The following is a 24849-nucleotide window of genomic DNA, read 5'->3' on the forward strand; positions in this document are numbered from 1 at the left end:
GGCGGCAAATTCTGAAAACGGAGAACACGGTCGCGCAGAACGCGCGGAGGACTGGCGTCGGTGAGAAAAACTGATGTCCATGCGCAGTGTCTCCTTCACGGCCCCTTCCGGAGCCCGCAAAGACACCGCGCAAGAACGTTACTGCAGCGGCTCTTTCAGCACGTCCGGAACAGGCAACGGCATCACGTCGATCCCTTCTTCGAGCAGCGCGTGTGTCTCTTCGGGCGTCGTGACGCCGCGTATGTTGCGCGCCGGCGCCTCGTTGTAATGAATGCGCCGCGCCTCGTCGGCAAACCGGTCGCCCACGTTTTCGGTCTTCTCGATCAGCTCGCGCATGAATTGCAGCGCGCGCGCCTGCAATGCCGCCGCTTCAGGCGCGGCTTGCGCCTGCGCGGGCTGGGAAGCCGCCTCACCTCGCGCGGACGACAAATTCAAGCGTGGCGCGGACGGCATACGACTCACATCGGTCGCCGAGCAAACCGGACAAGCAACCAGCTTGCGCGACAATTGCGACTCGAACTCTTCGGTCGAGGCGAACCAGCCTTCGAACCGGTGATCGTGCGAGCACTTTAAATCGAGGACCTTCATGCTGATGGGGCTTCGTTGAAGTTTATCTCAAAAACGCGTTTTATGAACGGTCGTTCGCAAATCTGCAGGAATGTGCAGTGGCCGTCAAACGCTGAACTACTCATTCTAGCCGCTCGGCCCGAAGGGCGCCTTTGACGACGCAAAAACGACAAAAGCGGCCATCGAGGCCGCTTTTGCACGCATCCGTGTGACGAGCGCTCAATCCTCGATCGACTCACCAAGCTTCCACTCACCCGAGCGGATCTTCTCCAGCCAGAACACGCCGATGATCGTCTTCACGTCGCTGATGCTGCCGTCCTTCACCCAGGCCATCAACTGCGCTTCGTCGGCGACGAAAGTCTCGAGGAATTCGCCTTCGTCGAGTTTCGCATCGCCGGCATCGAGGCCGCGCGCAAGATAGATGTCGATGAACTCGGTCGAATACGAAATCACCGGATGGATCCGCGTGAGGAACGTCCATTCACGCGCGGTGTAACCCGTCTCTTCCTGCAACTCGCGTTTCGCGCACGTCAGCTCGTCTTCGTCCGGATCGAGCTTACCCGCCGGAAATTCAAGCAGCACGCGGCCCACCGGATAACGAAATTGGCGTTCGAGCAGCACGCGTCCGTCGTCGAAGACCGGGAGAATCATCACCGCGCCGGGATGCTCGACGAACTCGCGCGTCGCGTGCTTGCCATCGGGCAATTCAACGGTATCGCGTTTCAGCGTGAGGAACTTGCCCTCGTGCAGCGTGACGCTTTCGACCTTCTTTTCGATGAGGCCGTCGTCGTTACCGGGAATCGAGGAATGATCTGCCATCTTGAGCCCTGTGCTGTTGAAGCAAACAAGCCGCTGACAGCACGAAGCGGTCAGCGGCGTTTGACGAGATATTGATACGTGAAGCCCGGAAAGGCGAACACGACGAAGAGACTGAAGGTAATGGCATAGAACTGCCATTCCTGATCGAATCGGTTGCCGGCGCGCGCTTCGAGCATGAAGCCGAGCGCACCGACCACAAAGTAAAGAACGACGAGCTCGCCGATGCGAATCCACGCGCTCTTCTTCGCCGCCTTGCGTCCCGTCGACGCCGGAAGCGGCAACGGGACGATGGCGAAGAGGCGCTGATTCAGGAACGGCACGTTGGCGAGAACGAGCGCCAACAGCACGATGAACCAGCCTGCCGCCGACATTACAGCGGCAGCGTATGCGAGATCGCCGTGAGGCACGCGCTCATCAACGGACCCGGCACCAGACCGAGCACCAGAACGGCCAGGCCGTTGAACGCGAGCAGCGAGCGGTTCAGGCCGCCGGCGAGGATCGGCGATGCGTCCGTCGGCGCATCGAAGTACATCAGCTTGACGACGCGCAGGTAGTAGAACGCGCCCACGAGCGAGGTCATCACGGCGAGGACGGCGAGCCATGTGAGACCGGCGTTCATCGTCGCTTCGAGCACGGCGAGCTTCGCGTAGAAGCCGACCGTCGGCGGGATGCCGGCGAGCGAGAACATCATGATCATCATGACGAACGCGAATACCGGGCTGCGCTGATTCAGGCCCTTGAAGTCTTCGAGCATTTCGGCTTCGAAGTCGCGGCGCGCGAGCAGCATGACCACGCCGAAGGTGCCGAGCGTCGTGACCAGATAGATGATGCTGTAGAACATCGCCGAGCTGTATGCGCCCGCCGCACCCGTCAGCTTGCCGTCGACCACGCCGGCGAGCAGACCCAGCAGCACGAAGCCCATGTTCGAGATGGCCGAGTAAGCCAGCATCCGCTTGATGTTCTTCTGCACGATACCCGTGATATTGCCGACGATCAGCGACAGCGCCGCGAGGATCACGAGCATTTCCTGCCAGTCCACCGCGAGCGGCAAGAGGCCCATCACCAGGAAGCGCAGACCCCACGCGAACGCCGCGACCTTCGGTCCGCCGCCGGTGAGCAGCGTCATCGCGGTCGGCGCGCCCTGGTAGACGTCAGGCACCCACATGTGGAACGGCACCGCGCCCATCTTGAACGCCACGCCCGCAACGATGAAGATCGCGCCGAACAGCAGCACGGCGTCGTTGATGCGGCCCGATGCGACGGTCTTCAGCACTTCGTTCAGATCGAGCGAGCCGGTCGCGCCGTAGATCATCGAGATGCCGTACAGCAGGAAGCCGGATGCGAGCGCGCCGAGCACGTAGTACTTCATCGCCGACTCGTTCGACTGCGGCACGTCCTTGCGCAGCGCGATCACCGCGTACAGCGACAGCGACATCAGTTCGAGGCCGAGATACAGCGTCAGGAAGTTGTTGCCCGAAATCATCACGCACTGGCCGAGCAGCGAAAACAGGCCGAGCAGGAAGAAGTCGCCGCGGAACAGGTCGCGGTCTTCCAGATACTTCTTCGAGTAGATGATCGACACCGCGTAGCCGAGACACACCACCGCCTTCATCGCGCTCGCGAACGGATCGACGATATACATGCGCGTGAAGAAGAAATGCGGCGTCGGGTCGAGCGCGGTGACGGCGAACCACACGCCGCAGACGATCGTCGACACGAGCGCGATCAGATACGTCGTGCCGCGGCTCTTCGGGCCGAACATCGTGTCGTTGAGCCAGGCCAGAACGACCGACGCCATCAGGACCGCGTCAGGCCAAAGAATACTCATAGAGGCGTTTTGCATGATCTCTTAGTTCCTCCGCACGACGTTACTGAGCCAGCGGCAGCTTGGACTGCGCGACGTGGGAGAGCAGGTTTGCCACGGATTCGTGCATCACGTCGGTAAAGGGCTTCGGATGCAGGCCCATGTACAGCGTGAACAGCGCAAGGATGGCGAGCATCAGGAATTCACGCCCGTTGATGTCCTTGAGCTTCGCGACGTGGTCGTTCGCGACCGCGCCGAAGTACACGCGCTTGTACATCCACAGCGTGTAGGCCGCGCCGAGGATCAGCGTGAACGTCGCGAGGAAAGCGATCCAGAAGTTGTACTTCACCGCCGCCAGAATCACCATGAATTCGCCGACGAAACCCGAGGTACCCGGAAGGCCGCAGTTGGCCATCGCGAAGAGCATCACGAATGCCGCGAACTTGGGCATCGTGTTCACGACGCCGCCGTAATCCGCGATCTGGCGCGAGTGCACGCGGTCGTACAGCACGCCGATCGAAAGGAACATCGCGCCCGATACGAAACCGTGCGAGATCATCTGGATGATCGCGCCTTCGACCGCGAGCTGGCTCGACGCACCGAACATGAAGAAGCCGAGCGTGACGAAGCCCATGTGCGCGATCGACGAATACGCGACGAGCTTCTTCATGTCGGACTGCACCATCGCGACGAGACCGATGTAGATCACCGCGATCAGCGACAGCGTGATGACCACCGGCGCGAGGAAATGGCTCGCGTCCGGCGCGATCGGCAGCGAGAAGCGCAGGAAACCGTACGCGCCGAGCTTCAGCATGATCGCCGCCAGCACGACCGAACCGCCCGTCGGCGCTTCGACGTGCGCGTCCGGCAGCCACGTGTGCACCGGCCACATCGGCACCTTCACGGCGAACGCCAGGAAGAACGCGATGAACAGCAGCACCTGCGGCGTCATGTCGAGCTTCGCGGCTTGCCACGTCGCCAGATCGAACGTGTGCGTCTGCGTGTAGAGGTACAGCAGCGCGACCAGCATCAGCAGCGAGCCGGCCAGCGTGTACAGGAAGAACTTGAACGCCGCATACACGCGGTTCGGGCCGCCCCACACGCCGATGATGATGTACATCGGAATGAGCGTGGCTTCGAAGAACACGTAGAACAGCAGGCCGTCCGCCGTCGAGAACACGCCGATCATGATGCCCGAGAGGATCAGGAACGCGGCCATGTACTGCGACACGCGCTCGGTGATCACTTCCCAGCCGGCGATCACGACGATCACCGTGATGAGCGCGGTCAGCACGACGAACCACATCGAGATGCCGTCGACGCCGAGGTGATACGTGATGTTGAAGCGCTCGATCCAGTTCGACTGTTCGACGAACTGCAGCGCGGCCGTCGACGTATCGAAGCCGGTGATGAGCGGAATCGTGACGATCAGCCCGAGCACCGAGCCGACCAGCGCGACCCAGCGCGCGGGCGCCGGGTTGCGGTCGTTACCAACTGCGAGCACGAGCAGGCCGAAAACGATCGGCAGCCAGATCGCGACACTGAGAATCGGAAAAGAGTGCATAGGATCCCTCGCCTTATTTGCCGCCGAGCGTCACAAACAGGGTCAAGAGCCCCAACATGCCGATAATCATGGCGAACGCGTAGTGATAGATGTAACCGGATTGAAGGAAGCGGATCACACCGGCGAACCAGCCCATGAACCGCGCACTGCCGTTGACGATGCCGTCGATGACGACCACATCGCCCTCTTTCCACAAGCCGCGGCCGATGGCGACAGCGCCCTTCGCGAACACGACCTCGTTGATCTTGTCGCAGTAGTACTTGTTGTCGAGCAGCACGTAGATCGGGCGGAACGTGCGCGCGACAACCGCCGGCAGGTCCGGACGCTTCATGTAGAAGAACCACGCGACGATCACGCCGAGCGCCGCGAGCCACACCGGACCCGGGGTGATGATGCCGTGCAGCGCCATCGCAATCCAGCCGTGGAACTCTTCGGCCATTTCCTTCAGGCCTTCGTGGTTCTCGGCGATGTAGATCACCTTGTCGAACACGACGCCGTGCGAGAAGAAGTCGCCGTAGATCATCGGGCCGATCATGATCGCGCCGATGATGATCGACGGAATCGCGAGCAGCACGAGCGGCAGCGTCACGACCCAAGGCGTTTCGTGCGGGACGTGAGCGTGTCCGTGACCGTGATCGTCGTGATGACCGTGCGAATCATGACCGTGGCCGTGCGCTTCCGCCTGGCCCATCGGCGAGTCGGGATGCTTCGGACCGCGGAAGCGCTCTTCGCCGTGGAACACCATGAAGTACATACGGAACGAGTACAGCGACGTGACGAACACGCTCGCGACCACCGCGAAATACGCGAAGCCCGAGCCCGCCAGATGCGAGTACTTCACGGCTTCGATGATCGAATCCTTCGAGTAGAAGCCCGAGAAGAACGGCGTGCCGATCAGCGCGAGCGAACCGATCAGCGATGTGATCCAGGTGATCGGCATGTACTTGCGCAGGCCGCCCATGTTGCGCATGTCCTGATCGTGGTGCATGCCGATGATGACCGAGCCCGCGCCGAGGAACAGCAGCGCCTTGAAGAACGCGTGCGTGCCGAGGTGGAACACGGCGACCGGATAAGCCGAGACGCCGAGCGCGACCGTCATGTAGCCGAGCTGCGAGAGCGTCGAGTACGCGACCACGCGCTTGATGTCGTTTTGCACGACGCCGAGGAAGCCCATGAACAAGGCCGTGATCGCGCCGATGACCGTCACGAACGAAAGCGCCGCATCCGAATGCTCGAAGAGCGGCGACATGCGCGTCACCATGAAGATGCCGGCCGTCACCATCGTTGCCGCGTGGATCAGCGCGGAGATCGGCGTCGGGCCTTCCATCGAGTCGGGCAGCCAGACGTGCAGCGGGAACTGCGCCGACTTGCCCATCGCGCCGATGAAGAGGCAAATGCACGCGACCGTCAGCAGACCCCATTGCGTGCCGGGGAACGTCATCGTCGCGAGCTTGTCGCCCTGCGCGAACACGTCGCCATAGTTCAGCGAACCGGCGAACGCGAGCAGCAGGCCGATGCCCAGCAGGAAGCCGAAGTCGCCCACGCGGTTCACGATGAACGCCTTCATGTTGGCGTAGATCGCGCTCTCACGCGTGAAGTAGAAGCCGATCAGCAGGTACGACACGAGGCCCACCGCTTCCCAGCCGAAGAACAGCTGCAGGAAGTTGTTGCTCATGACGAGCATCAGCATCGAGAACGTGAAGAGCGAGATGTACGAGAAGAAGCGCTCGTAGCCGACTTCCTCGTCCGCCATGTAGCCGATGGTGTAGATGTGCACCATCAGCGAGACGAAGGTCACGATGACCATCATCATCGCCGTGAGCGAGTCGACCAGGAAGCCGACTTCCATCTTCAGCGTGCCGACGCTCATCCATTCGTAGATGGTCGCGTTGAAGCTCGCGCCGTGCATCACGTCGTTGAAGACGATCGCCGAAAGAATGAACGAGATGAAGACGCCGAGGATCGTGACGCGATGCGCGCCCTTGCGCCCTACCCATTTCGCGAACAGCCCCGCGATCAGACAGCCGGCAAGCGGCGCCAGCGGAACCGCGAGCAGGAGGTTTTCATTGAGTGTCGTGGACATAACAGCCTAGCCTGAAATTAACCTTTGAGCTGATCGAGGTCCTCGACGTTGATCGTGTCGAGGCTACGGAACAGGGTCACGAGAATCGCGAGACCGATCGCGGCTTCAGCGGCGGCGACAGTCAGCACGAAGAACACGAAGATCTGGCCGTGCACGTCGCCCAGATAGTGCGAGAACGCGACGAAATTGGTGTTCACCGCGAGCAGCATCAATTCGATGGCCATCAGGATGATGATGACGTTGCGGCGGTTCAGGAAGATGCCGACGATGCTGATCGCAAAGAGGATCGCACCGAGCACGAGGTAATGGGCAAGACTCAACATATTCGATTTCTCCTTCGCGCTCAGCCCTTGTTGTCGACCGTGCCCGCGCCGATGTTGCCGGTCACGGCAGGTTCCGTGGAGGCGTCGGGCGCCTGCGTTTCGGCCTGCATCTTCACGAGGCGCACGCGGTCTTCGCGGCGCACCTTGACCTGCTGGCTGACGGTTTGGGTCTTCTTGTCCTTCTTGTCGCGGATCGTGAGCGAGATCGCCGCGATGATCGCAACCAGCAGCACGAGGCCGGCGATTTCGAACGCGAAGATGTAGTCGGTGTAGATGACCTTGCCGATCAGTTGCGTGTTCGACATCGCCGCTGCGCCCGTCACCGCCGTCGACGTTTCGGGTGTGATCGTGCCGCCGTAGCCGTGCCAAAGGATCAGCGCGGTCTCGATCACGATGATCGCGCCGACGATGCTCGCGAGCGGCACGAAACGCCTGAAATCCTTGCGCAGGACATCGATGTTGATGTCGAGCATCATGACGACGAACAGGAACAGCACCATCACGGCGCCGACATATACGAGAACCAGCAGAATCGCGAGGAATTCGGCTTGCAGCAGCATCCAGATCGCGGCCGCGTTGAAGAACGCGAGCACGAGGAAGAGCGCGGACGACACCGGGTTGCGCGAAGTGATCACCTTCAGCGCGGAAACGACCAGCAGCAGCGCGAAGATATAGAACAGTACGGTTGTGAATTCCATGATTACCGGTTCATCGTTAGGCCATCATCAGGCATGGTGTGTCGGCGCTTTCGGACAGGAGCCGCCCTCGGCGCGCGCCGCAGTGTGCCAAACAGCAACAACAAAATCGCTACGGTGCGATGCCGGAACATGAGGCTCGGGCATCGGACGCATATCAACGATAAGGCGCGTCGGCCGCCTTCGATGCGGCGATTTCCGTTTCGTAGCGATCGCCCACCGCAAGCAGCATGTCCTTCGTGAAATACAGGTCGCCGCGCTTTTCGCCGTGATATTCGAGGATGTGCGTTTCGACGATCGAATCGACCGGGCAGCTCTCCTCGCAGAAACCGCAGAAGATGCACTTGGTCAGGTCGATGTCGTAACGCGTGGTGCGACGGGTGTTGTCCGCGCGCGTTTCCGATTCGATCGTGATCGCCATCGCCGGGCACACGGCTTCGCACAGCTTGCAGGCGATGCAGCGCTCTTCGCCGTTCTCATAGCGGCGCAGCGCGTGCAGACCGCGAAAACGCGGCGAGATCGGCGTCTTTTCTTCCGGGAACTGCACCGTGATCTTGCGCTGGAACGTGTAACGTCCCGTCAGCGCAAGACCCTTGAGCAACTCGGTCAGGAAGAAGGTCTTAAAGAAGTTCTGAATAGCATTCATGATGTTTTCGTCCGCGCTCGCTTACTTCCAGATGTTGAGCGGCGACATGATCCAGAAACCGACCACGACCACCCAGATCACCGACACCGGCAGGAACACCTTCCAGCCGAGACGCATGATCTGGTCGTAGCGGTAACGCGGGAATGTCGCGCGCGCCCAGATGAAGACCGACAGCAGCAGGAAAACCTTGAAAACGAACCAGAATACGCCCGGAATGAACGACAGGAAGCCGAACGGTGCATCCCAGCCGCCGAGGAACAGCGTCGCTGCGATCGCCGAGATCACGATCATGTTGATGTACTCGGCGAGGAAGAACAGCGCGAACGCCATGCCCGAGTAATCGATCATGTGACCGGCGACGATTTCCGATTCGCCTTCCACCACGTCGAACGGGTGACGGTTCGTTTCCGCGATGCCCGAGATGAAGTACACGACGAACATCGGCAAAAGTGGCAGCCAGTTCCACGACAGGAAGTTGATGCCCCAGCCCGCGAACATGCCGCGCTGCTGCGAGTGCACGATGTCGGACATGTTCAGCGTGCCCGCAACCATCAGCACCACGACGAGCGCGAAGCCCATCGAGATTTCGTAGGACACCATCTGCGCCGCGGCGCGCATCGCGCCGAGAAACGCGTACTTCGAGTTCGACGCCCAACCCGCCAGAATCACGCCGTACACGCCGATCGACGAAATCGCCATGATGTACAGCAGACCCGCGTTGATGTCGCCGAGCACCGCTTTCGCCTGGAACGGGATCACCGCCCACACGGCGAACGCCGGCACCACGGTCATGATCGGTGCGATCACATAGATCCACTTGCTCGCAGCCGTCGGCTGGATGACTTCCTTGAGCAGAAGCTTCAGCACGTCGGCGATCGGCTGCAGCAAGCCTGCGGGGCCGACGCGGTTCGGGCCGAGACGCACGTGCATCCAGCCGATGAGCTTGCGTTCCCAGAGAATCAGGTAGGCCACGCACAGCAGGATGACCACCGAAACCACCAGGATGCGGACCACCGCCCACACCGTCGGCCATGCGACGCCCAGAAGCTGCGTGCCGCCTGCGTTGATCGTATCGAACAAGCCCATTTTTACGCCTTCTCCACTACCAGTTCACCGAACAGGCCGCCGAGCGCGGCGCCAGCCGTCGTGCCCGCCGACACGCGGACCACCGATTCCGCGAGATTCGCATCGCGGACCGCGGGCAACGTCACCGACAGATTGCCTTGGCGAATACGCACTGCTTCGCCATCCTTCAGACCGAGCTTGTCGAAGAGCGCGGTCGGGAGGCCCGCCACGTTTGCATCGCGTGCGGCTGCCGTCAAATGTAGCGACGGCGCGCGTCGCACGAGCGCATCGGCGTGATAGATCGGCACATCGGCGAGACGCTGCAAGCCGCTGCCGTTCAACACGACGTTCGATGCAGCGCGCTTGGCCTGCACTGTCGTCTTGTTCGACAGACGCGCGGTCAGATCGCCCGTGCCCAACGCCGCGACACGCACTTCGTCAGCGGTGTCGAACTCGAAGCCCGGCAGGCCGAGGATCGTGCCCAGCACGCGCAACACCTTCCAGCCCGGACGCGTCTCGCCCAGCGCGCGCACGACGCCGTTGAACGACTGAGCCGTGCCTTCCGCGTTGACGAACGTGCCCGACGTTTCCGTGAACGGCGCGATCGGCAGCAGCACGTCCGCGTAGTCCATGCCGTGCTTGAACGGCGACATCACGACGACCATTTCCGCTGCCTTGAGCGCGGCGATGGCTTGCGCCGGATTGGCCGTATCGAATTCCGGTTCCGCGTTGAAGAGCACGTAGCCCTTGCGCGGCTGCTCGAACACTTCGCGCGCGTTGAGACCGCCCTCGCCCGGCAATGCATCGACGAGATGCGCGCCGACCGAGTTCGCCCCTTCCGTCAGGAAGCCGAGCGTCGCGCCGGTATTGTCGGCGATCCACTGGGCGGCCGCCTGAATCTGCGCGAAATCCGGATGCTGAACCGCGAGGTTGCCGAGCAGCACGACGCGCTGTTCGCCCGCCGACAGCGACGCCGCGACGTCCTTCGCCGCGGCCGACACTTCGCGACCCGCGAATGCGTCCGGCAGCGCGACGCCGCGCGCTTCCGAAACCGCCGCAGCGATGCCCGCAAGCTGATCGAGCCACGCCGACGGCGCCGCGACCAGGCGATGCGCGGTCGGGATCAGCGAGTCGTCGTTGCTTGCGTTGAGGAACGTGAGCTTCGCGCCGTTCTTCGCGGCCTGACGCAGACGCGCGGCAAACAGCGGATGATCGCGACGCAGGAACGAGCCGATGACGAACGCAGTGTCGATAGTCGACAGATTCGCGATCTTCGTGCCGAGCCACGGCGCGCCGACGCCGACCGGCGCCGAGAAATCGTTCTGACGCAGACGGAAATCGACGTTCGGCGTGCCGACGCCTTCAGCCAGCGTCTTCAGCAGATGCAGTTCTTCGACCGTGCTGTGCGGCGTGGCCAAAGCGGCGATGGCATTCGCGCCGTGATCCGCCTTGATGCCCTTCAGGCCCTTCGCGACGTACTCGAGCGCGGTCTGCCAGTCGGTTTCGATCCAGTTGCCGCCCTGCTTCAGCATCGGCGCGGTGAGACGCTCGTCGCTGTTCAGGCCTTCGTACGAGAAGCGGTCCTTGTCGGAGATCCAGCATTCGTTGATGGCTTCGTTCTCCATCGGCAGAACGCGCATCACGCGGTTGTTCTTCACCTGCACCACGAGGTTCGCGCCGACGGAATCGTGCGGGCTCACCGACTTGCGGCGCGACAGTTCCCACGTACGGGCGCTGTAGCGGAACGGCTTGCTCGTCAACGCGCCGACCGGGCACAGGTCGATCATGTTGCCCGACAGCTCCGAATCCACGGTCTTGCCGACGAACGACGTGATTTCCGAATGCTCGCCACGGCCCAGCATGCCGAGCTCCATCACGCCGGCGACTTCCTGGCCGAAGCGCACGCAGCGCGTGCAGTGGATGCAGCGCGACATCTCTTCCATCGAGATGAGCGGACCGACGTTCTTGTGGAACACCACGCGCTTCTCTTCGCTATAGCGCGACTGCGACTTGCCGTAACCGACGGCCAGATCCTGCAATTGGCACTCGCCGCCCTGATCACAGATCGGGCAATCGAGCGGGTGGTTGATCAGCAGGAATTCCATCACCGACTGCTGGGCCTTCACGGCCTTGTCCGACGTCGTGCGGACGATCATGCCGTTCGATACCGGCGTGGCGCAGGCGGGAACGGCCTTCGGCATCTTTTCGACTTCGACGAGGCACATCCGGCAGTTCGCCGCGATCGACAGTTTCTTGTGATAGCAGAAGTGAGGGATGTACGTATCGACCTTGTGCGCAGCCTGGATCACCATGCTGCCTTCAGGCACCTCGACCGCCTTGCCGTCAATTTCTAGTTCAACCATGATGGATAAAGATCCTCAACCCTTCTCGAGCGTTGTCGCGCATCTGACTGCGCGCCTGATTACGCGGTAAGCGCTTCGGACGGCGCGTGATGCGCGTGCCCGCCGACGAGACAATGCTTGTGCTCGACGTGATATTCGAATTCGTCCCAGAAGTGCTTGAGCATGCCGCGCACGGGCATCGCCGCTGCATCGCCGAGCGCGCAGATCGTACGGCCCATGATGTTCTCGGCGACCGAGTTCAGCAGATCCAGATCTTCCTTGCGGCCGAGACCGTGCTCGATGCGATGCACGACGCGATACAGCCAGCCCGTGCCCTCACGGCACGGCGTGCATTGGCCGCACGACTCTTCATAGTAGAAGTACGACAGGCGCAACAGCGAGCGCACCATGCAGCGCGTTTCGTTCATCACGATGACCGCGCCCGAGCCCAGCATCGAGCCGGCCTTCGCGATCGAGTCGTAGTCCATGTCGGTCGCGAGCATCATGTCGCCCGGCACGACCGGCGCGGACGAGCCGCCCGGAATCACGGCCTTGATCGACTTGCCGCGCACGCCGCCCGCCAGTTCCATCAGCGTCGAGAACGGCGTGCCGAGCGGAATCTCGTAGTTGCCCGGACGGTTCACATCGCCCGAGACGGAGAAAATCTTCGTGCCGCCGTTGTTCGGCTTGCCGATCTCGAGGTAATTCTGCGGGCCGATTTCCAGCAGGAACGGCACCGCCGCGAACGTCTCGGTGTTGTTGATCGTGGTCGGCTTGCCGTACACGCCGAAGCTCGCCGGGAACGGCGGCTTGAAGCGCGGCTGGCCCTTCTTGCCTTCGAGCGATTCGAGCAGCGCGGTTTCTTCACCGCAGATGTACGCGCCGTAACCATGGTGCGCGTACAGCTCGAACGAGAAACCCGAGCCCAGGATGTTCGCGCCCAGATAGCCGGCCTGACGCGCTTCTTCGAGCGCCGCTTCGAACACGCGATAGACCTCGAAAATCTCGCCGTGGATATAGTTGTAGCCGACGGTGATGCCCATTGCATACGCGCCGATGGCCATGCCTTCGATCAGCGCGTGCGGATTCCAGCGCAGGATGTCGCGATCCTTGAACGTGCCCGGCTCGCCTTCGTCCGAATTGCAGACGAGATACTTCTGCCCCGGAAACTGACGCGGCATGAAGCTCCACTTCAGGCCGGTCGGAAAGCCCGCGCCGCCGCGGCCGCGCAGACCCGACGCCTTGACGTCGGCGATCACCTGCTCGGGTGGAATCTTTTCTTCGAGAATGCGGCGCAACTGCTTGTAGCCGCCGCGCGCGACGTAATCTTCGAGATGCCAGTTCTCGCCATTGAGGCCAGCGAGGATCAGCGGCTTGATGTGACGATCGTGGAGTGACGTCATTTCGAAAGTTCCTCGATCAACTGGTCGATCTTCTCGCGGCTCATGAAGCTGCACATGCGATGGTTGTTCACGAGCAGCACAGGTGCGTCGCCGCACGCGCCGAAGCACTCGCCTTCTTTTAGCGTGAACTTGCCGTCGGGCGTGGTCTCGCCGAAATCGATTCCAAGCTTCTGCTTGAGATATTCGGCAGCGCTGTCCGAACCGCCATCCGGGCCGAGCTGGCAGGGCAGATTCGTGCAGAGCGTGATCTTGTGCTTGCCGACCGGCTTCAGCTCGTACATCGTGTAGAACGTGGCGACTTCCTGCACCGCGACGGGCGGCATGCTCAGGTAATCGGCCACGAACTGCATGATTTCGGGCGAGAGCCAACCATGCTCTTCCTGAGCGACAGCGAGCGCCGCCATCACCGCCGATTGCTTTTGCTCGGCGGGATACTTCGCGACCGCGCGATCGATTTCTTTCAGGCCTTCAGCTGAGATCATTTTCAGACACGACTCTTTCAATTCCTACCGAACGAAAACCTGCCGCGCCCTTCGTATTGCGGCAGACCTGGCGTTCCTGCGGGTTCCTGTTATTGCTTTCGCGTTTCTTGCGCAGCGGCTCGGCGAGCCGACCGCGCAGGCGCCGATGAATCAGCGATCGATCTCGCCGAACACGATGTCTTGCGTACCGATGATCGTCACTGCGTCGGCGATCATGTGGCCTCGCGCCATTTCATCGAGCGCTGCGAGGTGTGCATAGCCCGGCGCGCGAATCTTCAGGCGATACGGCTTGTTCGCGCCATCCGAGATCAGGTAGATGCCGAACTCGCCCTTCGGATGCTCGACCGCAGCGTACGTTTCGCCTTCCGGCACATGGAAGCCTTCGGTAAAGAGCTTGAAATGGTGAATCAGCTCTTCCATGTTGCTTTTCATGCCGACGCGCGACGGCGGTGCAACCTTGTGATTATCGACCATCACAGGGCCAGGATTCTTGCGCAGCCACGCAATGCACTGTTTGGCGATGCGCGTCGACTGGCGCATTTCTTCCACGCGCACCAGATAGCGGTCGTAGCAGTCGCCGTTCACGCCGACGGGGATGTCGAAGTCGAGCTGATCGTACACTTCGTACGGCTGCTTCTTGCGCAAGTCCCACTCGATGCCCGAGCCGCGCAGCATCGCGCCGCTCAAGCCCATCTGCAACGCGCGCTCCGGGCTCACCACGCCGATGCCCACGAGACGCTGCTTCCAGATGCGGTTGTCGGTGAGCAGCGTTTCGTACTCGTCGACACAGCCCGGGAAACGATTGAAGAAGTCCTCGATGAAGTCGAGCAACGAGCCCTGACGGTTCTCGTTCATCTTGTCGAGCGCCTTCGCGTTGCGGATCTTCGACGCCTTGTATTGCGGCATCGCGTCCGGCAGATCGCGATAGACGCCGCCCGGACGATAGTACGCCGCGTGCATGCGCGCACCCGACACCGCCTCGTAGACGTCCATCAGATCTTCGCGCTCGCGGAACGCGTAAAGGAAGACCGCCATCGCGCCGACGTCGAGCGCGTGCGAGCCGATCCACATCAGATGGTTCAGCACGCGCGTGATTTCGTCGAACAGCACACGAATGTATTTCGCGCGGATCGGCACGTCGATGCCGAGCAGCTTCTCGATAGCGAGCACGTAGCCGTGCTCGTTGACCATCATCGACACATAGTCGAGACGGTCCATGTACGGCACGGACTGCAGGAAGGTCTTGGTCTCGGCGAGCTTCTCGGTCGCGCGATGCAGCAGACCGATGTGCGGGTCGGCGCGCTGGATCACTTCGCCGTCGAGTTCCAGCACGAGGCGCAGCACGCCGTGCGCTGCCGGGTGCTGCGGGCCAAAGTTCAGCGTGTAATTCTTGATCTCTGCCATGGCGTTCTCTTAATGTTTCAGACCGCCATAGCGATCTTCGCGAATCACGCGCGGCGTGATTTCGCGCGGTTCGATCGTCACGGGCTGGTACACCACGCGCTTCTCTTCCGGGTCGTAGCGCATTTCGACGTAGCCGGAAATCGGGAAGTCCTTGCGGAACGGATGACCGATGAAACCATAGTCCGTGAGAATGCGGCGCAGATCGGGATGGCCTTCGAATACGATGCCATAGAGGTCGAACGCTTCGCGCTCGTACCAGTTCGCCGACGTCCAGATATCGACCACCGAAGCCACGATGGGCACTTCGTCGTCCGGAGCGAATACGCGCACGCGCACGCGCCAGTTGTGCGTGATCGAGAGAAGATGACTGACTGCCGCGAAACGCGGACCGTCGTAGACGCCGTCGCCATACGTCGAATAATCGACGCCGGAGAGGTCCATAAGCTGCTCGAAGCGCAGCGACGGGTCATCGCGCAACTGCTTGCAGACGTCCAGATAGTCGGCCGCCTTGACGACGACCGTCACCTGACCCAGCGACTCGGTAATGCTCTGGAGACGGCCGCCAAACGCCGTCTCGAGGTTCGCTTTGAGGGTCTCGAGTTTGCTTGCCATAGTTTGGGGAGACTCAGGCCCTTACTGACGGGCGATGGTGTTGGTGCGGCGAATCTTCGCCTGCAACTGGATCACGCCGTAGACCAGCGCCTCGGCGGTCGGAGGACAACCGGGAACGTAGACGTCGACCGGGACGATCCGGTCGCAGCCGCGCACGACGGAATACGAATAGTGATAGTAGCCGCCGCCGTTCGCGCACGAGCCCATGGAGATGACCCAGCGCGGCTCGGCCATCTGGTCGTACACCTTACGAAGCGCGGGCGCCATTTTGTTGCAGAGCGTGCCGGCGACGATCATCACGTCCGACTGGCGCGGGCTCGGGCGGAACACCACGCCGAAACGGTCCAGGTCGTAACGGGCGGCGCCCGCGTGCATCATCTCGACCGCGCAGCATGCGAGACCGAACGTCATCGGCCACAGGGAGCCGGTGCGCGTCCAGTTGATGAGCTTGTCAGCCGTGGTGGTGACAAAGCCTTCCTTCAAGACCCCTTCGATACTCATTTGTTTTCCACTCCAGATGAGCAGCCAGCCAAAGCCGCCCATGAATCCGGTGATCTAACTGTCATTCCCAGTCGAGTCCGCCCTTTCTCCAGATGTAGGCGAAACCGAGCAAAAATTCGAGCAGAAAAATCATCATCGCGATGAAACCAGGCCAGCCGATATCGCGCAGGGAAACACCCCACGGGAACAGGAACGCCGTCTCAAGGTCGAAAATGATGAAAAGAATCGCGACGAGATAGTAACGCACATCGAACTTCATACGCGCGTCTTCGAACGCTTCGAAGCCGCACTCGTACGGCGCGTTTTTCTCGGTGTCGGGCTTGTTGGGACCGAGGATCTTGCCAATGCTGACCAACGCTATACCTAAACCAAGGCCCACCAGAAGAAACAAGAAGACGGGGTAATAGGGTGCGAGGTTCAAGGCTATCCTCAGATCGGTAGATGTGGCCTGTAATTGATTGGGGCGCTTCAGCCGGGACGGACCACCCGGCAGGAGATATCACTTGGGACCGCTCACGATATCAGCACAACGTGACAACCGCTTTGATGTTGTCGATGCCGCCGTAAAAACGTAAGCGTACTCCAGAAGTGACAATGCCAGCCGAAGCGATGCAAGCGGCTGGCATTGGATAACTTTGGTGCCGACGGCGAGACTCGAACTCGCACAGCTTTCGCCACTACCCCCTCAAGATAGCGTGTCTACCAATTTCACCACGTCGGCACTGTACTGCAATCCGGGAAAACTACTTCTTAATTGCCGCGAATCGCTTCAAGACTTGAATTATAACTGGGCCCTTGGAATTGTTCAACGCACAAAATGCAAAATCCGCGAAAAATCTGTTCCGTCGTTATTTGGGCACGTCAGCACCCGGCGCCGACGATGCAACCGGTGCCGACACAGGCGCAGACGCTCCCGATGCGGCCACGGCCGGAGCCGATGCCGGCACAGGAGCCGCACCGCCCAACACACCCGCGGACGTCTGCGGCTTATAGCTTCCGAGATAGGTCAGCGCCAGCGTCGTCACGAAGAAGATCGCGGCGAGAATGGCCGTGGTACGCGACAGGAAGTTGGCCGAACCCGTCGCACCGAACAGACTGCCCGATGCGCCGCTGCCGAACGCCGCGCCCATGTCCGCGCCCTTGCCGTGCTGGAGCAGCACGAGGCCGATTACACCCAACGCCGACAGCAACTGAACGACGATAATCAATGTCTTCAAATACAGCATTTCAACTCACCCGATTCCTGATGTTTCCGTGACACCTTCGTGTCGCACTATGCTCTTTCGCCTGCCGTGCCCGCTCGCCGTTCGACGCTCAATGCGTCACGGTTTGCGCCGCCCGGCAGATCGCCAGAAAATCTTTCGACTTCAGCGACGCGCCGCCAATCAGCCCGCCGTCGATGTCTTTCTGCCCGAACAGCTCTTCCGCGTTTTCCGGCTTCACGCTGCCGCCATACAAGAGCGGCACGTTCGCAACCGTTGCGCCCTTCTCCAGCAGCTTGTGACGCAGAAACGCATGAACATCCTGCGCCTGCCCCGGCCGCGCGGTCTTGCCCGTACCGATCGCCCAGACCGGTTCGTACGCGACCACGATGCCCGCCGCCTGCTCTTCCGTGAGCGCCTGCAACACGGCTTCGAGCTGCGTGCCGATGATCCGCTCCGTCGTGCCCGCCTCACGTTCTTCCAGCGTCTCGCCGACACAGACGATCGGCGTAAGGCCCGCTTCGATCGCGCGCTGCGCTTTCGACGCGACGAGTTCCGGACTTTCGCGATGATACGCGCGTCGCTCCGAATGCCCGACGATCGCGTACGTGACGCCGAAGTCCGCCGCCATCTCGGCCGCGACTTCGCCGGTGAACGCACCGCCCGTATGCGCCGACACGTCCTGAATGCCCCAGCGCACCACCGAGCCGCTGAGCAGCGCTTGCGATTGCGCGAGATACGGACACGGCACGCACACGCCGACGCTCACGCCCTTCTGCAAAGCCGATGCGCCCGCGGCGACCTCGATCAGCAAGGTCGCATTTTCTCCGATGCGGCCGTGCATCTTCCAGTTGCCCACCACCAGTTTCGCTCGTTCTCTGGACATATGTCTCGTCAGTCGGTGGCGGCTTGTTGCATGCACGTGGTCAGCCGCCCTGTTATAAGAATGAACCGCTACGAACCGCAAACTGCCTGCAAAACAGGCGATTTTACTGTGTTACGACGAAACCGGTCAAACCATCAAAAGCGAGCCGCAACATGAAACGCTCGCTCCCGGCGAATTTCACGCGTCGTCGCGCCAGTCGAGCACGATCTTGCCGACGTGCGTACTGCTTTCCATCAGTGCGTGCGCGGCGGCGGCATCGCGCGCCGGGAACACCTGATGGATCACCGGCTTGATGCGCCCCGCCTCGATTTCCGGCCAGACGCGCTCCTTCAGCTTCGCCGCGAGCTTCGCCTTGAATGCGACGGGACGCGGACGCAGCGTCGAACCCGTGATGACGAGACGCCGGCGCAGCACGTCGTTCAGATTGATCTCCGCCTTCGCGCCGCCGAGCAGCGCGATCACGCAGATGCGCCCGCCGTCGGCAAGCGCCTTGAGCTCGCGCTGAAGATAGTCGCCAGCGACCATATCCAGAATGACGTCGACGCCGCGATCGTTCGTCAGCGACTTCACCACTTCGACGAAATCTTCCGTCTTGTAGTTGATCGCCCGCTCCGCGCCGAGCGCTTCGCACGCGCGGCACTTTTCATCGGTGCCGGCCGTGGCGAACACGCGAAAGCCGAGCGCTTTGGCGATCTGAATCGCCGTCACGCCGATGCCGCTCGACCCGCCCTGCACGAGCAGCGTTTCTTCCTCGCCGTTCTCGCCCGCGCCCAACTGACCGCGTTCGAACACGTTGCTCCACACCGTGAAGAACGTCTCCGGCAAGGATGCCGCCTCGATGTCCGACAGACCCTTCGGCACCGGCAGACACTGTTCGAGCGGGGCCACCGCGTATTCGGCGTATCCGCCGCCCGCGAGCAGCGCGCACACGCGATCGCCTTTTTTCAGACCGAACGGGTTGTGCTTCGGATCGAAATCGCCATCGACGATTTCACCGGCAACCTCCAGCCCCGGGAGATCCGACGCGCCCGGCGGCGGCGCATAAGCGCCCTTGCGCTGGAACACGTCCGGCCGGTTGACGCCGGAAGCGGCCACCTTGATCAACACCTCGCACTTGCCCGGCGCAGGCGTCGGACGCTCGCCGAGTTTGAGAACTTCGGGTGCGCCGAACTCAGTGATTTCGATGGCCTTCATATGCTCTCCCTGTGCCGCCCAGAGTTAGTGTGCATCCGAACCGGATGGCACTGCGCGCGCCTCGAAGCAATCCGCGCTCCACACACTGCCATCGAGTCCGATGACGCGTCGGACAATGCATAGCGTCCCAAGCGTCATACATGAAAACGGCCGGCTCGCTGAAGCGGCCGGCCGTCTACACATTACCGCATTACTGCTGCGGGTGCGTCGGTTCTGCCTGCTGCGCGCCTTCGTTCAGAAGCGCCTTCGCCGACAGACGCACACGACCCTTTTCGTCCGTCTGGATGACCTTGACCTTCACGATCTGGCCTTCCTTCAGATAGTCGTTGATGTCCTTCACGCGCTCGTTGACGATCTCAGAGATGTGCAGCAGACCGTCCTTGCCCGGCAGAATGTTCACGATCGCGCCGAAATCGAGCAGCTTGAGCACCGGGCCTTCGTAGACCTGGCCGACTTCCACTTCCGCCGTGATGTTCTCGATGCGCTTCTTCGCGTCGGCCATGCCTTCCGCGCTCGTGCTCGCGATCGTCACGACGCCGTCGTCCGAAATGTCGATGGTCGTGCCGGTTTCTTCCGTCAGCGCGCGGATCACGGAACCGCCCTTGCCGATCACGTCGCGGATCTTCTCCGGATTGATCTTGATGGTGATCATGCGCGGCGCGTAGTCCGACAGTTCCGTGTTCGTCGTCGGAACGGCGGCGGTCATCTTGCCGAGGATGTGCATGCGGCCTTCCTTGGCCTGCGCGAGCGCGACCTGCATGATTTCCTTCGTGATGCCCTGGATCTTGATGTCCATCTGCAGCGCCGTGACGCCCTGCGACGTGCCGGCGACCTTGAAGTCCATGTCGCCGAGGTGATCTTCGTCGCCGAGGATGTCGGTCAGAACCGCGAACTTGTTGCCTTCGAGGATCAGGCCCATCGCGATGCCCGCGACGTGCGCCTTCATCGGCACGCCGGCGTCCATCAGCGCGAGGCAGCCGCCGCAGACCGAAGCCATCGACGACGAACCGTTCGATTCAGTGATTTCCGACACGACGCGAATCGAATAGCCGAACTCGTCGGCGCTCGGCAGGCACGCGACCAGCGCGCGCTTCGCCAGACGGCCGTGGCCGATTTCGCGGCGCTTCGGCGAACCGACGCGGCCGGTTTCGCCCGTCGCGAACGGCGGCATGTTGTAGTGAAGCATGAAGCGCTCGCGGTATTCGCCTTCGAGTGCGTCGATGCTTTGCTCATCGCCCTTCGTGCCGAGCGTCGCGACGACGAGCGCCTGCGTTTCGCCGCGCGTGAAGAGCGCCGAGCCGTGCGTGCGCGGCAATACGCCCGTACGAATTTCGATTGGACGAACGGTGCGCGTGTCGCGGCCGTCGATGCGCGGCTCGCCGTTCAGGATCTGCGTGCGGACGATCTTCGCTTCGATATCGAACAGGACGTTGCCGACCGTCGCCGCATCGGCCGCGACCGTGCCGCCCGTCGCGGCTTCTTCCGCCAGCTTCGCCGACGTCGCCGCGTAGACTTCCTTCAGCTTGGCCGAGCGCGCCTGCTTGTTGCGCAACTGATAAGCCGCTTCGAGTTCCGGCTTGGCGATTTCCGTGACGCGCGCGATGAGCGCTTCGTTCTTCGGCGCCGGCTGCCAGTCCCACTCGGGCTTGCCGCCTTCGCGCACGAGTTCATGGATCGCGTCGATGGCGGTCTGCATCTGCTCGTGGCCGAAAACGACCGCGCCGAGCATCACTTCTTCGGACAGCTGCTGCGCTTCCGATTCGACCATCAGCACCGCGCGCTCCGTGCCCGCGACGACCAGATCGAGCGCCGATTCCTTCATCTGCGGGCGCGTCGGGTTCAGCACGTACTCATTGTTGATGTACGCGACACGTGCCGCGCCGACCGGACCGTTGAACGGCAGTCCCGACACGGCGAGCGCGGCGGACGCGCCGATCAGCGCCGGAATGTCGGCCGGAACATCCGGGTTCAGCGACAGGACGTGGATCACGACCTGAACTTCGTTATAGAAGCCTTCCGGGAACAGCGGACGCAGCGGGCGGTCGATCAGACGCGAAATCAGCGTTTCGCCTTCCGACGGACGGCCTTCGCGGCGGAAGAAGCCGCCCGGGATCTTGCCGGCGGCATAGGTCTTTTCGAGGTAGTCGACGGTCAGCGGGAAGAAGTCCTGGCCCGGCTTGGCGGTCTTCGCGCCGACGACGGTTGCGAGCACGACGGTATCTTCGACATCGACGATCACCGCGCCGCTCGCCTGACGGGCGATTTCACCCGTTTCGAGGCGGACGTTGTGCTGTCCCCACTTGAACTCTTTGACGATCTTATTGAACATTTCGACTCCTTCTACGTTTGCGCCGCGCCGGTCGACTGGCGCGTGCGGGAAGGTCCGGAGCCGCGCTTGAGAGGTGTGTTATGCCATTCCAGCGCGATGCGTTTCGATGAACGTCGTCGCGCTGGAATGACACAAAGCTCCGCTGCGAGGCTGGACCGAGTGTCGGACCGGATGGACTCATCCGGGATAAAGCTTATGAACTGCCGAAACTTCCGACTGCGTGGCAACTCCGGGCGCCGATTGCCGAAAACACGATCGGGCACCACTTCGTGACCGAAACGCACAAAAACAAAGTGCCTGTATCAGCGGACTGACACAGGCACTTCATTAGGACGTTGGCCGCAAAGCCACGCTTGGCGCCAATTACTTGCGCAGACCCAGCTTTTCGATCAGCGAGCGATAACGATCCGCGTCCTTGCCCTTCAGGTAGTCGAGCAGCTTACGACGACGGCTCACCATGCGCAGCAGACCGCGGCGGCTGTGGTGATCCTTCGAGTGCGACTTGAAGTGGACGGTGAGTTCGTTGATGCGACTCGTCAGCAGTGCGACTTGCACTTCGGGAGAACCGGTGTCGTTTGCGCCGCGTGCGTATTCAGCGACGATGTCGGATTTCTTGATTTCTGCTACGGACATTTGCTTTTCCTTTGATACAGACAGGCGGTCACGGAAGAAAGGCCGTGCCGTGGATTTACAAAAAATGAATCGTTTCCGGCAATGCGCCAAAAACGAAGCGCAGAGTATAGCACAGTGCAATGTCTCGCCGAAGCACTTCTGCGCGGGGCGAATCGGCGCCTTAGCGCGGCGGGCGCGACATACGGCACGTCGTCGGTTGCGCGGTCTTGTCGGCGGGGACGCTCAGAAGCGTGCGGAAGCCGTAGCCCGAACCTTCGTTATCGAGCGCGACGCCTTTCGTCCCCGCCTTGTCCATTTCCATGACGTAAAGGGGCTGGATCACCTGATGATCTTCGGCACGCACGGTCATCGGGTGGAAGCCTTCGCCGTCGAACTTCATGCCTTCGAGCGTGCGCGCCACCGCGAGCGGGTCCGCGCTTTTTGCGCGCGTCATCGCGGCGGCGAGCATTTCTACCATCAGCGGCATACGCGCGACAAGGTAATCGTCCGCGGCGGCAGGATAGCGGGCTCTGAACGCGCGATAGTACGCCTCCGACGCAGCGCCGCCCGCATTCGGATGCCAGTCCGCCACGGCGATCACGCGCTTCACGCCGGCATCGCCGAGCGCGGCCGGAGCGCCCAGACTGTTGCCGTAGAACGTGTAGAACTTCGTGTCGAGCCCCTGCTCGCGCGCGGCTTTGACGAGAAGCGTCAGATCGTTGCCCCAGTTTCCAGTGATTACCGCGTCCGCTCCACTCGCGCGGATTTTCGCGATGTAAGGCGCGAAATCCTTCACGCGCCCGATCGGATGAAATTCGTCGCCCGCGATCGCGATATCCGGGCGCCGCTCCTTGAGCGCGCGCTGTGCCTCGCGGCTCACATCGTGGCCGAAGCTGTAATCTTGATTGAGCAGATAAACCTTCTTCACCGCGCGATCGTCTTTCAGCGCATCGGCGAGGGCATCCATCCGCATGCCGGCGTGCGCGTCGAAGCGGAAATGCCAGAAACTGCACGCGTCGTTGGTGAGCGCTGGATCGTCGGCGGAATAATTGAGGAACAGCACGCGGCGATCCGGCTCGCGAGCGTTTTGGCGGTCGACAGCCGCTACGAGCGCCGCCGCCACCGCCGAACTATTGCCCTGCATGACGAAGCCGATCTTCTCGTCGATCGCCGCACGCAGCTGCACGAGACTCGCCTCGCTGCTGCCCTTGCCATCGAGCACGACGAGTTGCAGCGGATGCGCGCCGTCCGCGAGCTTCACGCCGCCTTGCGCGTTCACGCGCTCGACGCCGAAACGCAGATTGCGCTCGACCATTGCGCCGGCGTTCGCGAACGGGCCGGACATGCCTTCGATCAGCGCGAGCTTGATGGGTGGCAATTCGGCCGCCCGCGCCGTCATGGACAAGGCAAGACACGCCGATGCCGCGATGCGCAGCCATTGCATCGCGCGCGCGCTGGTTCCGTTCTTCATGAGTTTCCGCCGATCCGCCGAAAGCGCGGATCATAGGCTGCAGCGCGCGCCCCGCGCAAGTCGCGATTGCCGACACATCGGCTTGAATGCCGCGACGTATCGGAGAATGCTTTGCCGCGCGCGCATGTCAAAATCACGGGAAACATCGAACAAACGCTGCTCGCCGCCGCGAGGAGCAAGCACGTGGAGGCTTCAATGCTGCACATACTCAACCGCATGCGCGCATCGCTGACATGCGCCGGGGTCGCGCTCCTTCTGTCCGCCTGCGCGCAGCCGTGGCAGAACTATCAGGCTGGCGCGGATGCCTCGACGATCACCGCCCGCCTCGGCCCGCCGCGCGAAATCTACGATCTGCCCAATGGCGGCAAGCGCCTGATGTGGCCGACGCAACCGCTCGGCGAATTCACCACCGCCGCCGATATCGACGCTTCCGGCAAGATCGTCAATGTTCGGCAAGTGCTCGACGAAAACGAGTTCTACAAGGCGCAGATCGGCACCTGGACGAGGCAGGACGTGCTCGTGAACTTCGGGCGGCCCGTGGAGACGTCGTACTTTCCGCTGATGAAGCGCGAAGTCTGGAGCTATCGCTACATGGAGGCGAACATCTGGTATCTGATGTACAACTTCTATTTCGACGAGCAGGGCATCTTGCGCATGACGCAGAAAACGCCCGATCCGTTGCACGATCCGGATCGGCGCAATCTGTTCTGAGCGCATCGACGCCATGTAAAAAGCCCTCGCGAAGAGTAATGCCGTTCAGTTAGCGCTGAACGGCATTTTTGTTTGTGGAGCGAGAAGTGGTTGTAAACGGAGCGCCGGGCTGTTAACTTCTCGGTGCGATGCTT

At 61.8% G+C, this 24849-nt stretch carries 24 protein-coding genes and 1 tRNA gene; 1 reads left to right on the top strand and 24 read right to left on the bottom strand.

Translation table 11 applies throughout. From position 1 onward, the window contains the following. Nucleotides 1–138: 138 nt before the first annotated feature. The 24 genes from QCE58_RS09915 to QCE58_RS10030 all read right to left on the bottom strand — a co-directional run bounded on the left by QCE58_RS09915 (nucleotide 139) and on the right by QCE58_RS10030 (nucleotide 24004). Nucleotides 139–588: a DUF1178 family protein gene (locus QCE58_RS09915; RefSeq protein WP_250439929.1), complete on the bottom strand. Its 450-nt coding sequence runs from the start codon at nucleotides 586–588 to the stop codon at nucleotides 139–141. A gap of 198 nt (nucleotides 589–786) precedes the next feature. After that, entirely contained in the window at nucleotides 787–1386 is a 600-nt protein-coding gene (locus QCE58_RS09920) for an NUDIX domain-containing protein (RefSeq protein ID WP_008341708.1), read from the bottom strand. Nucleotides 1387–1436: 50 nt separating this feature from the next. Next, nucleotides 1437–1757: a DUF2818 family protein gene (locus QCE58_RS09925; protein WP_175983173.1), complete on the bottom strand. Its 321-nt coding sequence runs from the start codon at nucleotides 1755–1757 to the stop codon at nucleotides 1437–1439. After that, entirely contained in the window at nucleotides 1757–3229 is a 1473-nt protein-coding gene (gene nuoN / locus QCE58_RS09930) for an NADH-quinone oxidoreductase subunit NuoN (RefSeq protein WP_175983174.1), read from the bottom strand. The genes QCE58_RS09925 and nuoN overlap by 1 nt, the downstream gene beginning before the upstream one ends. Nucleotides 3230–3254: 25 nt before the next feature. Further along, nucleotides 3255–4754: an NADH-quinone oxidoreductase subunit M gene (locus QCE58_RS09935; protein WP_008341712.1), complete on the bottom strand. Its 1500-nt coding sequence runs from the start codon at nucleotides 4752–4754 to the stop codon at nucleotides 3255–3257. Between the two features lie 13 nt (nucleotides 4755–4767). After that, nucleotides 4768–6837 (bottom strand): NADH-quinone oxidoreductase subunit L, encoded by a 2070-nt coding sequence (gene nuoL, locus QCE58_RS09940; protein WP_008341714.1) that lies wholly within the window; start codon nucleotides 6835–6837, stop codon nucleotides 4768–4770. Between the two features lie 17 nt (nucleotides 6838–6854). Beyond that, entirely contained in the window at nucleotides 6855–7160 is a 306-nt protein-coding gene (gene nuoK, locus QCE58_RS09945) for an NADH-quinone oxidoreductase subunit NuoK (protein WP_007588140.1), read from the bottom strand. 20 nt (nucleotides 7161–7180) lie between these two features. Further along, nucleotides 7181–7858 carry an NADH-quinone oxidoreductase subunit J gene (locus QCE58_RS09950; RefSeq protein WP_008341733.1) on the bottom strand — a complete coding sequence of 226 codons (678 nt, stop codon included), beginning with the start codon at nucleotides 7856–7858 and terminating at the stop codon, nucleotides 7181–7183. Nucleotides 7859–8012: 154 nt separating this feature from the next. Next, on the bottom strand, nucleotides 8013–8501 hold the full coding sequence (gene nuoI, locus QCE58_RS09955) for an NADH-quinone oxidoreductase subunit NuoI (RefSeq protein WP_008341734.1): 489 nt from the start codon (nucleotides 8499–8501) through the stop codon (nucleotides 8013–8015). Between the two features lie 21 nt (nucleotides 8502–8522). Beyond that, nucleotides 8523–9587, bottom strand: a complete 1065-nt coding sequence (gene nuoH / locus QCE58_RS09960; RefSeq protein ID WP_008341736.1) for an NADH-quinone oxidoreductase subunit NuoH — start codon at nucleotides 9585–9587, stop codon at nucleotides 8523–8525. 2 nt (nucleotides 9588–9589) lie between these two features. Continuing rightward, the gene (gene nuoG, locus QCE58_RS09965) at nucleotides 9590–11929 is read right to left on the bottom strand and encodes an NADH-quinone oxidoreductase subunit NuoG (protein WP_175983175.1); all 2340 of its coding nucleotides are present in this window, start codon (nucleotides 11927–11929) and stop codon (nucleotides 9590–9592) included. Between the two features lie 59 nt (nucleotides 11930–11988). Beyond that, a complete protein-coding gene (gene nuoF / locus QCE58_RS09970) occupies nucleotides 11989–13311 on the bottom strand; it encodes an NADH-quinone oxidoreductase subunit NuoF (protein ID WP_008341740.1) in 1323 nt (440 codons plus the stop codon). Next, on the bottom strand, nucleotides 13308–13793 hold the full coding sequence (gene nuoE, locus QCE58_RS09975; RefSeq protein WP_008341741.1) for an NADH-quinone oxidoreductase subunit NuoE: 486 nt from the start codon (nucleotides 13791–13793) through the stop codon (nucleotides 13308–13310). The genes nuoF and nuoE overlap by 4 nt, the downstream gene beginning before the upstream one ends. A gap of 150 nt (nucleotides 13794–13943) precedes the next feature. Further along, nucleotides 13944–15197, bottom strand: a complete 1254-nt coding sequence (locus tag QCE58_RS09980; protein WP_008341742.1) for an NADH-quinone oxidoreductase subunit D — start codon at nucleotides 15195–15197, stop codon at nucleotides 13944–13946. Between the two features lie 9 nt (nucleotides 15198–15206). Next, nucleotides 15207–15809 carry an NADH-quinone oxidoreductase subunit C gene (locus QCE58_RS09985; RefSeq protein ID WP_008341743.1) on the bottom strand — a complete coding sequence of 201 codons (603 nt, stop codon included), beginning with the start codon at nucleotides 15807–15809 and terminating at the stop codon, nucleotides 15207–15209. Between the two features lie 21 nt (nucleotides 15810–15830). Next, complete coding sequence (locus QCE58_RS09990; RefSeq protein WP_006052903.1) at nucleotides 15831–16310, bottom strand: NADH-quinone oxidoreductase subunit B family protein; 480 nt, start codon at nucleotides 16308–16310, stop codon at nucleotides 15831–15833. A gap of 61 nt (nucleotides 16311–16371) precedes the next feature. After that, nucleotides 16372–16731: an NADH-quinone oxidoreductase subunit A gene (locus tag QCE58_RS09995; RefSeq protein WP_008341784.1), complete on the bottom strand. Its 360-nt coding sequence runs from the start codon at nucleotides 16729–16731 to the stop codon at nucleotides 16372–16374. 215 nt (nucleotides 16732–16946) lie between these two features. Continuing rightward, a tRNA-Leu gene (locus QCE58_RS10000) sits at nucleotides 16947–17031 on the bottom strand. Nucleotides 17032–17158: 127 nt separating this feature from the next. After that, nucleotides 17159–17536: a preprotein translocase subunit SecG gene (gene secG, locus QCE58_RS10005; protein ID WP_175983176.1), complete on the bottom strand. Its 378-nt coding sequence runs from the start codon at nucleotides 17534–17536 to the stop codon at nucleotides 17159–17161. Nucleotides 17537–17624: 88 nt separating this feature from the next. Next, complete coding sequence (gene tpiA, locus QCE58_RS10010) at nucleotides 17625–18398, bottom strand: triose-phosphate isomerase (RefSeq protein WP_008341786.1); 774 nt, start codon at nucleotides 18396–18398, stop codon at nucleotides 17625–17627. A 177-nt stretch (nucleotides 18399–18575) separates the two neighbouring features. Next, the gene (locus QCE58_RS10015) at nucleotides 18576–19592 is read right to left on the bottom strand and encodes an NAD(P)H-quinone oxidoreductase (RefSeq protein WP_034473898.1); all 1017 of its coding nucleotides are present in this window, start codon (nucleotides 19590–19592) and stop codon (nucleotides 18576–18578) included. A gap of 190 nt (nucleotides 19593–19782) precedes the next feature. Beyond that, on the bottom strand, nucleotides 19783–21921 hold the full coding sequence (gene pnp, locus QCE58_RS10020; protein ID WP_008341788.1) for a polyribonucleotide nucleotidyltransferase: 2139 nt from the start codon (nucleotides 21919–21921) through the stop codon (nucleotides 19783–19785). 363 nt (nucleotides 21922–22284) lie between these two features. Then, on the bottom strand, nucleotides 22285–22554 hold the full coding sequence (gene rpsO, locus QCE58_RS10025) for a 30S ribosomal protein S15 (protein ID WP_008341789.1): 270 nt from the start codon (nucleotides 22552–22554) through the stop codon (nucleotides 22285–22287). A gap of 160 nt (nucleotides 22555–22714) precedes the next feature. Then, nucleotides 22715–24004, bottom strand: coding sequence for a branched-chain amino acid ABC transporter substrate-binding protein (locus tag QCE58_RS10030; protein ID WP_175983178.1), 1290 nt, complete (start codon nucleotides 24002–24004; stop codon nucleotides 22715–22717). Between the two features lie 195 nt (nucleotides 24005–24199). Between QCE58_RS10030 and QCE58_RS10035 the strand changes: the two genes are divergently transcribed. After that, complete coding sequence (locus QCE58_RS10035; protein ID WP_244807411.1) at nucleotides 24200–24715, top strand: hypothetical protein; 516 nt, start codon at nucleotides 24200–24202, stop codon at nucleotides 24713–24715. Nucleotides 24716–24849 lie beyond the last annotated feature (134 nt).

The sequence above is a fragment of the Caballeronia sp. LZ028 genome (assembly GCF_031451415.1).
GTDB classification, from domain to species: domain Bacteria; phylum Pseudomonadota; class Gammaproteobacteria; order Burkholderiales; family Burkholderiaceae; genus Caballeronia; species Caballeronia zhejiangensis.